This is a genomic window from Rhodanobacter sp. FW102-FHT14D06, assembly GCF_043950705.1.
GTDB lineage: Bacteria > Pseudomonadota > Gammaproteobacteria > Xanthomonadales > Rhodanobacteraceae > Rhodanobacter.
The window spans coordinates 2,949,751-2,963,233 of the sequence record NZ_CP170722.1; the positions used below are offsets into that span (position 1 = coordinate 2,949,751).

Below are 13,483 nucleotides of genomic sequence, written 5' to 3' on the forward strand. Positions count from 1 at the left end.
GGGTGGGTGGTCACGGATCAAGGCTTGGCGAACACGGCAAAGATGCCGGCGTACGGCTTGACCATGAAGGCCGGCGCGCCGGCGTAGCCCGCGCCGTCCACGTAGATCTGCGAGATGCTGCCGTCCAGGTACAACGCATCGCGGCAATGCAGCTTGTCGCGGAACAGCCGTCCAAACGTGTGGAAGTTCACCGGCGCCTCGCTCACCGCGAACACCACTTCATGCGGCGACGGCGCGCACACGCCGCTGCGCCACTTGAGGCTGGCCGAGTCGTCGATGAACTGCTCGTTGAGCTTGCCGTCGATCAGCAGCATCGGGCCGGACTGGGTCGCCGCCTGCACTGCCTTGTCGTCGGCCTTGAACGCCTCGCTGGTGCGTACCGCGGCATGGCCGTCCGGGTAGATCGCGAACACGCCATTGGGCAGCAGCGAGAAATTGCCCGATGCGGGATTGCCGTGGACCAGGTTCAGTGGCACCAGCGTCTTGCCGTCCTCCACGTACAGGCCCAGCGGCGCAAACTTGTGGTCGTAGATGCCGGCATTGGCCGCGAACAGCAACCGTTGGCCATGTGCCTCGCCCCACTGGCGCAGGCTCTCGACGCTGCCGAACGGCTGGCCATCCTGCGGATTGCGCCAGTGCAGGCCCAACTGTTCGCGCTTGAGGTTGATGTGCACGACCCGGTACTGCTGCCCGGCAAACGCCACCTCGTCGCTGTCCAGCGCCCGCGCCTTCGACGTGCAGCCGGGCAGGGTGAGCAGCAGGCCGAGCAACACCGCGGCCGGCATCCAGCGGCGGCGGCTTCGGGCGGTCGAGTGGCATGGGATGCGGAAAGTCATCCCCTGATGGTCGCGGCGCAGCGGCGATCGTGCAACCCCGCGCGCGCAACGTTCTCCCGCCGTGGGTCCGGCGCGTCGCCATTCGCCGTTAAACTCGGGTTTTTGCCGCGAGAGCGCGATGCCTTACACGCCGATCGTCGCCACCCTGGGTTACGTGTTGTCGCCGGATCGCAGGCAGGTGCTGATGATCCACCGCAACACGCGGCCGGACGACCAGCACCTGGGCAAGTACAACGGGCTGGGCGGCAAGATGGAGCCGGGGGAGGACATCGCCACCTGCATGCGGCGCGAGATCCGCGAGGAGGCCGCGATCGAGTGCGAGTCGATGCGCCTGCGCGGCACGCTGAACTGGCCCGGCTTCGGCAAGCACGGCGAGGACTGGCTGGGCTTCATCTTCCTGATCGACGCGTGGCGCGGCACGCCGCTGCAGGGCAATCACGAAGGCACGCTGGAATGGGTCGCGCGCGAGCGGCTGCTGGAGCTGCCGATGTGGGAGGGCGACCGCCATTTCCTGCCGCTGGTGTTCGACGACGACCCGCGGCCGTTCCATGGCGTGATGCCGTATCGCGACGGCCGCATGCAGTCGTGGTCGTTCAGCCGGTTCTGAAGTCGCCTCGCTGGCGCCCGCTCCTCCGCAGGAGCCCGCTGGCGGGCGATGCTCTTGGCTGGGAGACTCGCAAGAGCAAAAGCATCGCCCGCCAGCGGGCTCCTGCGGTGACGTGCGCATGGGCGGGATCACGCCACGTCGGCCAGCCACGCCTCGCTGGAAAACCGCTCGCGCGCCAGCGCTTCGGCGCGGGCCAGCTCGCCGGCGCGCAGGACGTCGTCGGCGAGTCCGTGGCGCTGGCGGAAGGTGGCGATCATCCGCTCGATCACCGCCTCGCGCGGCAGGCCGGTCTGGCTGCGCAACGGGTCGACCCGCTTGGCTGCGCTGGTGGTGCCCTTGTCGGACAGTTTCTCGCGGCCGATGCGCAGCACGTCGAGCATCTTCACCGCGTCGATGTCGTAAGCCATGGTGACGTGGTGCAGCACCGCGCCGCCGCGATGCGCCTGCGCGGCGCCGGCGATCTTGCCGCCTGCGGAAGTGATGTCGTTGAGCGGCTGGTACCACGCCTTGATGCCCAGCGTGGCCAGCGCCTCGATCACCCACTCGTCCATGCACGCATACGCCTGCTGGAACGACAGGCCCTTGATCAGCGACAGCGGCGCGCAGATCGAATAGGTGATGGTGTTGCCCGGCTCGATGAACATCGCGCCGCCGCCGGAGATCCGCCGCACCACCTCGATGCCGTGGCGCCGCGCGGCTTCCATGTCGACCTCGTTGCGCAGCGACTGGAAGCGGCCGATCACCACCGCCGGGGAGGCCCACTCCCAGACGCGCAAGGTCGGCGGACGATGCCCGGCGCCCACCTCGTGCACCAGCACGTCGTCCAGTGCCATGTGCAGGCTGGGCGATTGCGGCGTGGTGTGGATCAACTGCCAGTCGTGGTCACGCCATTCGCTGCGCATCATGCGGCATCTCCATCCACGGCACGGCGCACGGCAATCGCGATCGCCTGCGCGGAAAGGCCATACATCATCACATCGTCCGCCAGCCCGTGCTGGATGGCGGTGGCGAGGGCGGCCTCATCGGCATCCTGCGGCCGGCCTTCCAGCGCCCGGTTGATCGCGTGCAGCGCGCTGTCCGGCTCCAGGAAGAAATCCCCGCTCACCTGCACGCCGGCAAGCCGGCCGTCGCGAACCTCCAGGTCGACCACCACCAGCTTGCCGCCGGGCATCTTGTATTCGCCGTGCATGGGCGCGTTCCGCGTATCGTCTGGACAGACGTGCAGTTTGCCTCGTTGTCGGCACCGATGCCAAAGACGGCGACTTCAGACCGCCGTCTTTGTGGGTTCCAGCGTATTTCCAGCTTCAGCACCCGGGCGATCGATTCCCGGGGAACGTATTTGCAGTTCCGGTTCTGCGTGGGCCGCACGCTGCGGCCGTCCTGGGCGATCATCGCGCCGTGCTCGAAGCCGGGGCCCGGTGGACGGGCATGGCGGCAATGTCCGTGTCTCCGACGAGCATGTGCAGGCCGTGCCTCGGGATCGGCTCAATCGGGCGCTGGAAGAACCCGCTTCGTGAGTTGCCGTCCAGGGTTTGGACGTTGGCTACGACCCCGGCCACACCAGCGAGCGGTGAATCTGCGCGCCGGCCCAGGCGCCGTCGCCCACCGCAAGCGAAACCGAGTGCGGGATCTTCGCGGCGTCACCGCAGGCGAACACGCCCGGCACGGTGGTCTCCCTGGTTTCGCCGGTGGATATCTGCAGGCCCATCGGCGTCTCGACCAGTTCGCAACCGAGCTGTGCCGCGATCGGCGTCGAGGGTTCGTTCCGCGGCGCGGTGAACAGGCCGGCGAAGCTCATGCGTCGTCCGTCGGTGAGCACGACGTCGGCGTCTGCGTCGATCCGCACGATTCGCGTCGCTTCGACCGTCACGCCGCGGCGCGCCAGTTCCCGCGCGGCAGCCTCGTCGAGTTCGAACGTACCGTTTGGGAAGAACGTGGTGTTTCCCCACTCCGGCAGCAGTTGCGCCTGATGGATCGACATCGGCCCTGTCGCGATGACGCCGATGCGGCCCTGATCCAGTTCATAGCCGTGGCAATACGGGCAGTGGAAGATGCTCCTGCCCCAGCGCTCGGCCAGGCCGGGGATTTCGGGCAGCCGATCCGACACGCCGATCGCCAGCAGCAAGCGCCGGGCTGAATGCGGGGTGCCGCCACAGGCCACCTGGAAGTCGTCCCTCGTGCCCGTTGCTTGCTCGACCTCGCCATCCAGCCAGGTCAGCGTGGGATACGCGTGCAGTTGCTCGCGGGCAACGCGGGCCAGTGCGGCGGGATCGATGCCGTCCTGGCCCAGGAATCCGTGGGAATGACTGGCGCTGCGATTGCGTCGCTTGCCGCCGTCGATGATGAGCACGCTGCGGCGCGCCCGCAGCAGCTGCAGGGCCGCGGCCATGCCCGAGTAGCTGCCGCCGATGATGATCACGTCATGCTTCATGCCGGTGCCTCGACCGACGGGCGCCATGGCGGCGCGCGAAATCCGCGGCCAGCGCGGCCAGGGTGACCGACTCGAACCGCTGCAGCAGCAGTGCCTCGGCGTCGGCGAAGGCGATGTCCAGCGCCGCATTGATCGCCTGCTCGACGAGGCATTCGGGATGTTCATTCCGGTTGCCCACGGCGAACAGTGCAGGCTCGCCCAGCGCTTCGTGCAACTGGCGCAGCGTGACCTTGGAGAGATCCGCCGAAATGCGCCAGCCGCCGGCGTGTCCGCGATCCGCCGTGACCAGGCCGGCCTCGCGCAGCAGGCCCATGGTGCGGCGGACCACCACCGGATGCGTGCCCAGGCACTGCGCCAGCGCATCGGACGTCATCGGCGCATCGCACTCGGCCATGTGCAGCAGGGCATGGAGTACGGCGGAAAGTCGGCTGTCTCGTTTCATGTAACAAACGATGTTACGTTAGTGCCTCCATGTCAAGCGGGCGAGGGCAGCATGTCTTCTTTCAACGATCCCCAGGCGGTGGCGCGATACACGGACGGGCCGCTGCGGCAGGTGCCGGGATTGCATGCGCTCCACCAGATGACCGGCCTGCTCCTGCACGAGCACGTGCCCTCCGATGGGCGCGTGCTGGTGCTCGGCGCCGGTGGAGGTCTTGAGCTCAAGGCCTTTGCCGAGACCTACCCGCACTGGCGTCTGCTCGGCGTCGACCCGTCGGCGCCGATGCTGGAATTGGCCGTCCAGACGCTGGGGCCGCTGGCGCCGCGGGTGGAGTTGCTGGAGGGCACCATCGATGCGGCTCCGGCCATCGAATTCGACGGCGCGGTTTGCCTGCTGACCATGCACTTCCTGTCCGTCGCGGAGCGCCTGCAGGCGCTCCGCGAGCTGAGGCGCCGATTGAAGCCGGGCGCCCCGCTGGTGGTTGCCCATCACAGCGTTCCCGCTGCTCCCCACGCAAGGAAGCGCTGGCTGCAAAGGCACGTGGCCTTCATGGCTTCCAACGGCGTGCCGGTTGCGGACACGGCCAGGACCATCGAAGCGATGGCCAGCCGTCTCCCGCTGCTTTCTCCCGAAGCCGAGGTCGACTTGCTGGAGCAGGCCGGCTTCGAGCGGCATGAGCTGTTCTATGCGGCTTTCACGTTCAAGGGATGGGTGGCGTATGCGGCTTCGTGAAAATCCTCCAACCTCACGCCTCGATCGGCAAAGGCTTGTGCGACAGACGGACCGCGTGGATGCCGGGCCTCATCGTCTTGCCGGCCGGCAGCCATTCGATCGGGTCGCCGCGGGCGCACCGAATCCGGCGGGAAGCCAGATGCGTCAGCGCGTAGTCATTCCGCCATCCACGCGGTAATTCGCGCCGGTCAGGAACTTGCCGCGATCCGACACGAGCAGCGCCACGACTTCGGCGATGTCCTCGGTGGCGCCGATGCGGCCAAGCGGCAGAAGCTGCAGCCACGCGTCCGTGGAAAATCCCGGCGTCGTCCTGGCGAATTCATCGGAACCCGGTGTCGCGATGACGCCGGGGGACACGACGTTCACGCGGATTGCCGGCGCGAGCTCCAGTGCGAGCGTGCGCGAGTAGTACTCGAGCGCGGCCTTGGCGGCGCCGTAATGCACGAAGGGGGCGAACGGCATCGCTGCCGCCGCGGAGGAAATGTTCACGACCGCTGCAGCTTTCGACTCCCGCAGCGCCGGGAGCAGGGCGTTGGCAAGGCGGATCGCCGCCTGGAGGTTGAGCGCGAAGCTGTCGGCCCATGCCTCGTCGGGGATTGTCCATGAGCCTTCCAGGAAGGCGTGCGCGCCGCCCGCGTTGTTCACCAGGATGTCGAGGCCGCCGAGTGCTGCGAGGGCCTGCGTCGCGACGGCCGCCACGCCTTCGCTCGTGGCGACGTCGCCGGACACGAACGTGGCGCCCGCGGGCATGTCCTTGTCGGCTTTGCGCGCGACGACAACGACCTTGGCGCCGGCATCGAGCAGGCGCTGGGCTACCGCCGCGCCGATGCCACGCGTGCCTCCGGTGACGAGGGCACGGCGGCCGGCGAGTTCTTTCGGCAAATGGGGATGGTTGGACATGATGATGTTCCTGTGTGGTTGGTCGATATTTCCCGGGAAGTGATCCGGATGATCACGATCTTTTGCGCGCGGCAAGGTTCTGCTCCCGGGGAGCGGGTTGCCTTGCAGGGCGCATGCGTCGCTGTCAGGTCTTCAAGAACCGATAGGCGAAGCGATCGGTCCGGCCCTTGATCGATGGGTCGATGCTCTCGCCCCGGCTGCTTCGCCAGGCCCGGGCGCGGCCGACCGGATCGTTCTTGAGGTGAGCGACCTCGGCCGGCACGAAGCTGCAGACCCGTCCCTCGGGACCGACGATGTCGGAAAAGAGGCCGGTCCAGTCCCCGCCGCCCGGATCCACGTCGATCACGGTCGAGCCAGCCTCGGCTCGGGCGAAACGCAGCAACTCGGATTGTCTGGAGTGCGGGGAGATGGTGGCCTCCGAAGTGGATGACTCTGAAAAACGGGTGGGGGAGCCGGAAGGGCATGCCGCGTCAGATCTGCGCCAGCCCGCCATCGACGGCGAGCTCGCTGGCGGTCATGAAGCCGCTGTCCGACGACGCGAGAAAGGCCGCCGCCGCCCCGATCTCCGCCGGTTCGGCCATGCGCTGCAGCGGGTTCATCGAGGCGAACACCCTCATGCCTTCCTCGCCCACCGCGGCCTTGGCCAGTTCGGTCGCCGTCGGCCCGGGCGACAGCACGTTGACCCGGATGCCGGTGCCCTTCAGGTCCTGCGCGAAGGTCTTGGCGAGGTTGCGCACGGCGGCCTTGCTCGCGCTGTAGACGCCGAAGGCCGGGGCGCCGGTGGTGCCGGCGCTCGATCCGGTCAGGATGATCGAGCCGCCCGGGCCCATCAGCGGCAGCGCCTTCTGCACCGTGAAGATCGTGCCCTTCACATTGGTGTCGAAGGTTTCGTCGATGTGTTCGGCGGTGATCTCGCCCAGCGGAAGCAGGCTGCCCGTCCCGGCGTTGGCGAACACGATGTCGAGCGTTCCGCGTTCGGCCTTCACCGCCGCGTAAAGCCGGTCGAGATCGGTCGGGTCGGAGACCGAACCCTGCACTGCGCGGGCGTTGGGGCCGAGTTCGGCCACCGCGGCGTCGAGCGCTTCCTGCCGACGGCCGTAGATGAAGACGAAGGCGCCTTCGTCGATGAAGCGCTTTGCCGCCGCGCGGCCGATGCCGGTGGCACCGCCGGTGATCACCGCGGTCTTTCCATGCAACTTGCTCATGTCATGAATCCTGGATGGGATTGCAACTGCCGAAGCAGTGATGGGGATGGCGCGCCGATCGCGATCCTTGTCGCGATGGCCGTACGCGCTCAGGGCTGCTGCTTGAACAGGTCCTGGAAAATCAGCGGGCCCCAGACGCGGCCGCGTGCCTGCACCAGGGTGCCGCCTTCGTCGAACCTGCCGAGGTTGACGGGGGCGAAGCCGAGTCGCTTGGCAAGGTCCGCCACTTGCGCGGTGGCCGCTTCGTCGTCGCTGGACAGGAACACCACCCGGTGGCCGCCCTGGACGTTCGGGTCGGTGGCCAGCGTGCGCGCCAGCAGGTGATTGAAGCCCTTGACGAACCGGGCGCCGGGGAACGACCTGGCGGCGAAGGCGGAGGAGGGGAGGCCGTCGAGCGTTTCGACGGGGGCATTCGTGTTCATCGCGTCGATGATCGTCTTGCCCTTCCAGTCCGGAAGCGCCTTGCCGACGTCCTGGTGCGCCTCGAACAGCACCGCCAGGATGATCACGTCCGCCTTGACCGCTTCCTGCAAGGTCCCGGGGATGACCTTGGGGCCGATCGCCTGCGCTTGGGGCAACAGGGCTTCGGGCGGCCGCCGACTGGCGACCGTGACCTCGATGTCGTTGCGGGCGAACGCGCGGGCGAGGGCCTGGCCTATGGAACCGAAACCGATGATGGCGTAGCTCATGGGGATGATCCTTCTTGAGTGGAGTGATCCGGCCTGTTCGAGCCGGTTGCCCAACCCATCTGGGTCGCTTGACGCATCAATCCAATTGACGAAATATCGCTTGATACGATCTATTTTCTGGATATCCGATGCTCGACAACGTCACTATCAACCAGCTGCGTGCGTTCGTTGCGGTGTGCGACCAGGGCAGCTTCTCGGGTGCCGCGCGCAAGCTCGCGCGGGCGCAGTCGGCCATCAGCCACGCGATCAAGGCGCTGGAGAGTGCGTTCGACGTCGAGCTGTTCGAGCGCAACACGCGCAAGGCCCAGCTCACCGCGGCGGGGCGCAGCCTTCTGCCGGACGCCCGGGCGGTGATCTCGCGTACGGAGGAAATGAAGAACCGCGCCGGCGCGATCGCCAAGGCCGGCGTGCCGCAGGTATCGGTGGCGGTCGACGCCTACTTCCCGCGCGCCTACCTGGTCGACGGCTTGCGCACGCTGCAGGAAGAGTTTCCGACCGCCGCGATCAACCTGCGCATCACCACCATGCAGGGCGGCGAAAAGCTGGTGCTCGAAAAAGTGTGCGCGCTGGCCGTCACCATCAACGACGTGCCGGAAGTGAACCCGCAAGCCATCGAACGCCACTGGCTGCGCGAGGAGGAGATGGTGACGGTATGCGCGCCGTCCTATCCGCTCGCTTCGACACCCAAACCCATCCCGGTGGACGAGTTTGGCCGATACATACAGGTCATCGTCACGGACAACCAGCCCGGCGCCGAAGAGAGCCAGCAGGGTGTAGCCGGCAAGCGCCAGTGGCTGGTCAACGACCTGGGCGCCAAACGCGACCTGCTCAAGGCCGGCCTCGGCTGGGGACACTTGCCACGGCACCTGGTCAGCGAGGATCTGGCAAGCGGAGCGCTCGTCGAGCTTGAGCGTCGCGCCTGGCACATGGGCCCGCTGACGTTCGTGATCTCGCAGCGGCGGGGGCACGATTTCTCGCCGTGCGAGTTGCGGCTGATCGAGTTGCTCGGGAAACCTCGGCGTTCGCTCGTTTGAAGAAGTGGGAGAAAAGTGTCTGGGGCAATGCGCGACGGATGATGAGGGGTGGAATGGCAGGTTGAGGCCCATCAAAGGAGACCTGGTGAGCTGGGCCGGGTTTGACTGATCCTCTCGGACGCACACAGGGTGCCGAGCGAGAATTGCACGTCGAAGTCATGCATTTTCCTGAAGCCCGCGGAGCTCCCGCTTTCCGCGGCCGATCCCGATGCCGAGTCGGTGCTGCCCATTGATGCCGAGGAGGTTTCCATCTGCGTGGAACAGGCACTGCCTGCCTTGACCTGGTCATCCGCTACGGATGCATCCGGGGAAGTGGGCGAGGGCCGGGTGGAATTTTCCCGACCCGGTGGGCATGCAACCCGGTCACTGGCGCCGCACTGCTCGCGTCGCTCGGACTGCACCCCGCTGGTACGGCGGCTGTGCGATCAGTTCGGTTGGGTCGCCTTTGACGAGTCGCCCCTGCTGTTCAAGCCTCACCGTCCACCCCGGCACCGGGTTGAGGGAGACGTGGCTCATTGCCTTTTTCAGCTCCCCCATTCCGCAACCACGCGCGCGGCGACATGCCCACAGACTGGGTGAAAACCCGCGACAGTGACGACGCGTTGCGATAGCCGAGCTGCAGGCTCGCCGTTTTCAGCGAAGCGCCTTGGCGAAGCAGGGCCTGCGCGACGGCAACGCGCCATTGCGTGAGGTATTCGACCGGCGTGTGGCCGACGTGCTGCTTGAAGGCGGCGGCAAATGCACTGCGCGACATGCCGGCGGTCTCGGCCATGGCGGCCAGCGACCAGTCTGCGCCGGGCTGCTCGTGGATCGCGGTCAGTGTGCGCGCCAGCTTCGGGTCCGACAGGCCGGTCAGCATGCCCGGCGGCAGTTTCGCCTCTGCGGGGTGGTCGAGCAGCCAGCGCAGCAGTTGCAGCACCAACACGTCGAACAGGCGGTCGGCCAGCAGGCGCTGGCCGCAGCGTACCCGCTCGGCTTCCGCGAACAGCAGCGCCAGCGTCTGCTCCAGGCCGTCCACCGCCCGCAGCGGCAGCACCAGCAGCGGCGGCAGGGCGCGCGCCAGCGGATGCCGCGCGCCGCCATCGAAATCAAGCGTGGCGCAGACGAAATCCGAACCCTCGGCCGGCGGGTTGTGGAAGCTGTGCGCCAGCGGGCGCGGGTAGAACAACAGGCTCGGTTCGGCCACCTCGATGCGGCGCGGCACACCGCTGCGCGGGCGATGCGTCACCACCAGTTCGCCCCGTCGCAACACGTGCAGGAAACCCCGTCCCGGCCGGGCGTCGAATTGTGCCAGCCCGCACAGCGCCCCGGCATGAAACAGGTGCGCCCGCACGTGGAAGCGCTCCATCAGTGACGACAAGCGGTCGAGGGTAGCCATGGTTTGCTTCCGCATCCTGGACGATCAGTGGTATTTCATGGACAAAATAACACCTGTGGAGGGCGCTCCGGGGCGACGCTGGCCCCACGTCGCCAAGCACCCGCCAAGGCGGCACATCCCCGATGAGGAGTCGCCATGTCCACACACCCGCCGTTGCATCCACGTCAGCCGCTCGGCACCCGCGCGCGTCTTGCCATCGCCGTGGCACTGCTGCTGGGCGGTTCGGCCAGCTTCGCCCATGACGGCACCACGCACGCTGGTGGCATCGCCAGCGCACCGGCCAAAGCCGTGCAGGCACCGTTCGACATCGTGCATACCAGGGTCAGCACCGAGGGAAACATCGCCACGTTTCACATCGCCGTATCCGGCAAGGCCGGCGACAGCAAGCCGGTGAAGACCGGCAAGCTCGCCGGCAGCAGCGTGTTCTCCTACGTGTGGCCGACCACGCTCGATCCCTACCTGGTCGGCTTCGAGCATGGCAGCGGCATTCTCGCGTTCGCGGTCACCGCGCATCCCGACTTCGACGACACCCCGCTGTTCGACGAGAACGGCGATGGCGACCCCGGCAACGATGGCAACCTGTGGCACTCGCACTGGGTGGTGCTGCAGCCCGACGACGCCTGCGGCAAGGGCGCGCTGAAGGTGGTCGACATCGCCGAGGGCAGCAAGCCGCGACTGCCCAGGACCTGGCCAGGCCTGCCGATCCTGATCGACAGCCCCGGCTGGAGCCCCGTCTTCGACGACCACTCGCTGGAGGTGCGGGTGCCGTTCGACGACATCGGCGCCGTCGACGCCGCCGGTTTCGACGGTGTCACCGCCGCCTTGCGCGTCAACGCCAGCGTGCACGATCCGCTGCTGTGCGTTGTCGACGTGTTCAAGGTGGCCTCGGGCGACTTGTCACGACCGGGCAGGGTCAATCGCTGATCGGGGACGGGCGGCGGCTGGCTGTTCTGTCGTGCGCGGTGCGCCTCGTCTCACGCATCGGCCAGCCGCCCTGGCCCTCCGCCGACGTATTCCGCCACAGGTGATTCGCGCGACTGCGTGGTGTGGCGGTGGGGGGGTGAGACGGGCGCGCTTCGCCTCGACTGCCGCGGGGAGTACCGTGCATCGCATCGGCTGCGTCGCCAGCCATCTGCTTTCCCCTGCTTCATGCCCGACGACCTGGCCTACCTTCCCGTCGATACGCCGCTGGGCGTTTTCCTCGTCGCCGAGCGCGACGGAGCCCTGAAAGGCGGCTGGTTCGAGGGGCAGAAGTACTTTCCGGCCATCTCGCCGGAAGCCGGGTGGCGGAAGGCCGCGACGCCCTTGTTGCACGAGGCGGGGCGGCAGCTGGACGCCTATTTCGCCGGCGAGCTGACGCACCTGGAGATGCCGCTGGCGCCGGAAGGCACCGCGTTCCAGCAGCAGGTGTGGCGCGCGCTGTGCGCGGTGCCGTACGGGGAGACGACGACGTACGCGGCGTTGGCGCGGGCGATTGGCCGGCCCGAGGCGTTCCACCCGGTGGGCGCGGCGGTGGGGCGCAACCCGATTTCGCTGTTCGTGCCTTGCCACCGCGCGCTGGGCAGCAACGGCTCGCTGACCGGCTACGCGGGCGGGCTGGCCCGCAAGCGCTGGCTGCTCGATCACGAAGGACGCGAGCGCCGCTTGTTCGATTGAGCCGGGAATGACGGCCCCGACCAGGATGCCTTGTCGGGCGGCTTTGGCATCCAGGTGCAGATCACGGCGGCACGCGGCCGCCGCTTGAACCCGGCGCCCTCCGCCCGATTTGCTGCCGTTGATTGGCCGGGTCGCGAGGCTCGCGAGCGGTCTCGGACCTTAGCCCTGCACTGGCTGCGGCTCGCCCATCCCGCCCTGCAGCGCCTGTCGATCGATCTCCGCCCGCAGCAACGCCGTCGCGATATGGATCTCCCTGCTGCCGGCCTGGTTCAGCGTCTGGATGAATCGTTCCAGGCTGCCTGATGCGACACCTTCACGCAATGCGGGCAGCATGACGAGCCAGTCGCCCTTGATGCCCCGCTGCTCCAGGTAGATGTCCATCAATTTCTCCGCCTCGAACCAGAACGGGGATGTTCCGACCTTGACGGGTATGGCGATGGTATTCACGCTCCAGGCACCCCACTCCGCGACGTGCGTGCCGGCTTGGGGTGCTCCGGCCCTCGCGAGCCCCCCGCACAGCAGCGACAGGGCTGCCTCCCGCGCCTGCGCGCTGATCCCCGCCTGCAGCAGCGCGGTAACCGCGGCGGCTCGTTGAAGGGCCACCGCCATCCACAGGGCGTGCTCGCGCTCCTCGTCCGAGGTGCACCGCGCCACGACCCGGGCGGCGGCCTGGGGCGTGTCGTCGTTCCACAACAATTCGATGATCGCCTGCTTGAACTCGAACTGCCTGCTCTGTGCTTCCGTTGTCATGGGCGTTCCTGGGGTGCTCGTGATTTCGTGGTACGACGGCGGCAACCGGCAGCGTCCGCGTGGACAGTCGGCGCGAACGCCTGACGGTCGTGGGCAGGTTCAACCGCGTCTTCCGCGCTGGTGGCGGTGGTTGCCGATACCGGCAGGTGCCGCAGTGGAGAAGGACTTTCGCTGGCGCCGCGTACCGCTGCCAGCTTGCGGGGGCGGCCCGCGTCTGGCCTATTGCTTGGTGCGTCAGCGAGAGGAAGCGATGAAGCTGTTCGGTGCGTAAAGCACCCAGTCGGCTTCCTCGCCGTTCACCGCCACGTGGGCATTGAACGCGACGCAGCTGTGATCCGGGCAGGGACTGGCGTACGCCATGTTGCCCGGGGCGGGAGCGAGCAGCGCATAGTCGTGCCTGGCATTGATCTCGCGGCAGAACTCGGGTGCGCCGCCGATGATCTTGATCACCACCGGGTTTGCATAATATCTGTGGTCCAGCACCTGCAGCTTGAATTCTTCGGAGGTACAAGCCCAGGCGCCAGACTTGAAGCTGACCGAAGTGGCCTGGGCGGGCGGCGCAAGCAGCGCTTCCTGCGCGAGGGTCGGCATCAGGCCGTTCCTCCCGAAATGCCAGAGAAGAATGCCGCCAAACACCACCAGCCCCACCAATGCCCGCTTCAACATCTTTGTCTCCCCCTCGATCCTCCATGGATCGTCGTGACGCAGAATTGCACCGCATTTCAGGGGCGTCAAACCAGGCAAGCGAAACCGGGGCGGAGAAAGTCAGTGCCCTCTGCTCGATGTCCGCGTGCTTCGGCGGCCCCGGACGGCGCAAGCTCACCAG

17 protein-coding genes are annotated in these 13,483 nt (G+C 67.5%); 5 read left to right on the forward strand and 12 right to left on the reverse strand.

Annotated features, from left to right (window positions below; all coding sequences use genetic code 11):
* Nucleotides 1-17: 17 nt before the first annotated feature.
* Nucleotides 18-785, reverse strand: coding sequence for a phosphodiester glycosidase family protein (locus tag ACFCQI_RS13220; RefSeq protein ID WP_395121361.1), 768 nt, complete (start codon nt 783-785; stop codon nt 18-20).
* A gap of 169 nt (nt 786-954) precedes the next feature.
* Here ACFCQI_RS13220 and ACFCQI_RS13225 point away from each other — a divergent pair, with 169 nt between their 5' ends.
* Nucleotides 955-1,443 (forward strand): NUDIX domain-containing protein, encoded by a 489-nt coding sequence (locus ACFCQI_RS13225; RefSeq protein ID WP_395117371.1) that lies wholly within the window; start codon nt 955-957, stop codon nt 1,441-1,443.
* Between the two features lie 128 nt (nt 1,444-1,571).
* Here ACFCQI_RS13225 and ACFCQI_RS13230 read toward each other — a convergent pair whose 3' ends face one another.
* From ACFCQI_RS13230 to ACFCQI_RS13245, 4 genes are all read right to left on the reverse strand, one after another.
* Complete coding sequence (locus ACFCQI_RS13230; RefSeq protein ID WP_395117373.1) at nt 1,572-2,348, reverse strand: biotin/lipoate A/B protein ligase family protein; 777 nt, start codon at nt 2,346-2,348, stop codon at nt 1,572-1,574.
* Complete coding sequence (locus tag ACFCQI_RS13235) at nt 2,345-2,632, reverse strand: biotin--protein ligase (RefSeq protein ID WP_395117375.1); 288 nt, start codon at nt 2,630-2,632, stop codon at nt 2,345-2,347. Before ACFCQI_RS13235 ends, ACFCQI_RS13230 begins: the two co-directional genes overlap by 4 nt.
* A 354-nt stretch (nt 2,633-2,986) precedes the next feature.
* Complete coding sequence (locus tag ACFCQI_RS13240) at nt 2,987-3,874, reverse strand: NAD(P)/FAD-dependent oxidoreductase (protein ID WP_395117377.1); 888 nt, start codon at nt 3,872-3,874, stop codon at nt 2,987-2,989.
* A complete protein-coding gene (locus ACFCQI_RS13245) occupies nt 3,864-4,316 on the reverse strand; it encodes an Rrf2 family transcriptional regulator (protein ID WP_395117379.1) in 453 nt (150 codons plus the stop codon). Before ACFCQI_RS13245 ends, ACFCQI_RS13240 begins: the two co-directional genes overlap by 11 nt.
* A 51-nt stretch (nt 4,317-4,367) precedes the next feature.
* Between ACFCQI_RS13245 and ACFCQI_RS13250 the strand changes: the two genes are divergently transcribed.
* Nucleotides 4,368-5,045, forward strand: a complete 678-nt coding sequence (locus tag ACFCQI_RS13250) for a class I SAM-dependent methyltransferase (protein WP_395117381.1) — start codon at nt 4,368-4,370, stop codon at nt 5,043-5,045.
* Nucleotides 5,046-5,189: 144 nt separating this feature from the next.
* Here ACFCQI_RS13250 and ACFCQI_RS13255 read toward each other — a convergent pair whose 3' ends face one another.
* The 4 genes from ACFCQI_RS13255 to ACFCQI_RS13270 all read right to left on the reverse strand — a co-directional run bounded on the left by ACFCQI_RS13255 (nt 5,190) and on the right by ACFCQI_RS13270 (nt 7,839).
* Nucleotides 5,190-5,945 carry an oxidoreductase gene (locus ACFCQI_RS13255; protein ID WP_395117383.1) on the reverse strand — a complete coding sequence of 252 codons (756 nt, stop codon included), beginning with the start codon at nt 5,943-5,945 and terminating at the stop codon, nt 5,190-5,192.
* A gap of 124 nt (nt 5,946-6,069) precedes the next feature.
* A complete protein-coding gene (locus ACFCQI_RS13260) occupies nt 6,070-6,327 on the reverse strand; it encodes a hypothetical protein (protein WP_395117385.1) in 258 nt (85 codons plus the stop codon).
* Nucleotides 6,328-6,415: 88 nt separating this feature from the next.
* Nucleotides 6,416-7,150 (reverse strand): SDR family NAD(P)-dependent oxidoreductase, encoded by a 735-nt coding sequence (locus tag ACFCQI_RS13265; RefSeq protein ID WP_395117387.1) that lies wholly within the window; start codon nt 7,148-7,150, stop codon nt 6,416-6,418.
* Nucleotides 7,151-7,239: 89 nt separating this feature from the next.
* Nucleotides 7,240-7,839: an NADPH-dependent F420 reductase gene (locus ACFCQI_RS13270; protein WP_395117389.1), complete on the reverse strand. Its 600-nt coding sequence runs from the start codon at nt 7,837-7,839 to the stop codon at nt 7,240-7,242.
* A gap of 128 nt (nt 7,840-7,967) precedes the next feature.
* Here ACFCQI_RS13270 and ACFCQI_RS13275 point away from each other — a divergent pair, with 128 nt between their 5' ends.
* Nucleotides 7,968-8,873, forward strand: a complete 906-nt coding sequence (locus ACFCQI_RS13275; RefSeq protein WP_395117391.1) for a LysR family transcriptional regulator — start codon at nt 7,968-7,970, stop codon at nt 8,871-8,873.
* A 466-nt stretch (nt 8,874-9,339) separates the two neighbouring features.
* Here ACFCQI_RS13275 and ACFCQI_RS13280 read toward each other — a convergent pair whose 3' ends face one another.
* The gene (locus ACFCQI_RS13280; protein ID WP_395117394.1) at nt 9,340-10,251 is read right to left on the reverse strand and encodes an AraC family transcriptional regulator; all 912 of its coding nucleotides are present in this window, start codon (nt 10,249-10,251) and stop codon (nt 9,340-9,342) included.
* Between the two features lie 135 nt (nt 10,252-10,386).
* Here ACFCQI_RS13280 and ACFCQI_RS13285 point away from each other — a divergent pair, with 135 nt between their 5' ends.
* Nucleotides 10,387-11,175 (forward strand): hypothetical protein, encoded by a 789-nt coding sequence (locus ACFCQI_RS13285; RefSeq protein ID WP_395117396.1) that lies wholly within the window; start codon nt 10,387-10,389, stop codon nt 11,173-11,175.
* Between the two features lie 225 nt (nt 11,176-11,400).
* Complete coding sequence (locus ACFCQI_RS13290; RefSeq protein ID WP_395117398.1) at nt 11,401-11,907, forward strand: methylated-DNA--[protein]-cysteine S-methyltransferase; 507 nt, start codon at nt 11,401-11,403, stop codon at nt 11,905-11,907.
* A gap of 159 nt (nt 11,908-12,066) precedes the next feature.
* Here ACFCQI_RS13290 and ACFCQI_RS13295 read toward each other — a convergent pair whose 3' ends face one another.
* Together ACFCQI_RS13295 and ACFCQI_RS13300 are read right to left on the reverse strand one after the other, a co-directional pair.
* Nucleotides 12,067-12,657 carry a hypothetical protein gene (locus ACFCQI_RS13295; RefSeq protein WP_395117400.1) on the reverse strand — a complete coding sequence of 197 codons (591 nt, stop codon included), beginning with the start codon at nt 12,655-12,657 and terminating at the stop codon, nt 12,067-12,069.
* 234 nt (nt 12,658-12,891) lie between these two features.
* The gene (locus ACFCQI_RS13300; RefSeq protein ID WP_395117402.1) at nt 12,892-13,323 is read right to left on the reverse strand and encodes a hypothetical protein; all 432 of its coding nucleotides are present in this window, start codon (nt 13,321-13,323) and stop codon (nt 12,892-12,894) included.
* Between the last annotated feature and the right edge of the window lie 160 nt (nt 13,324-13,483).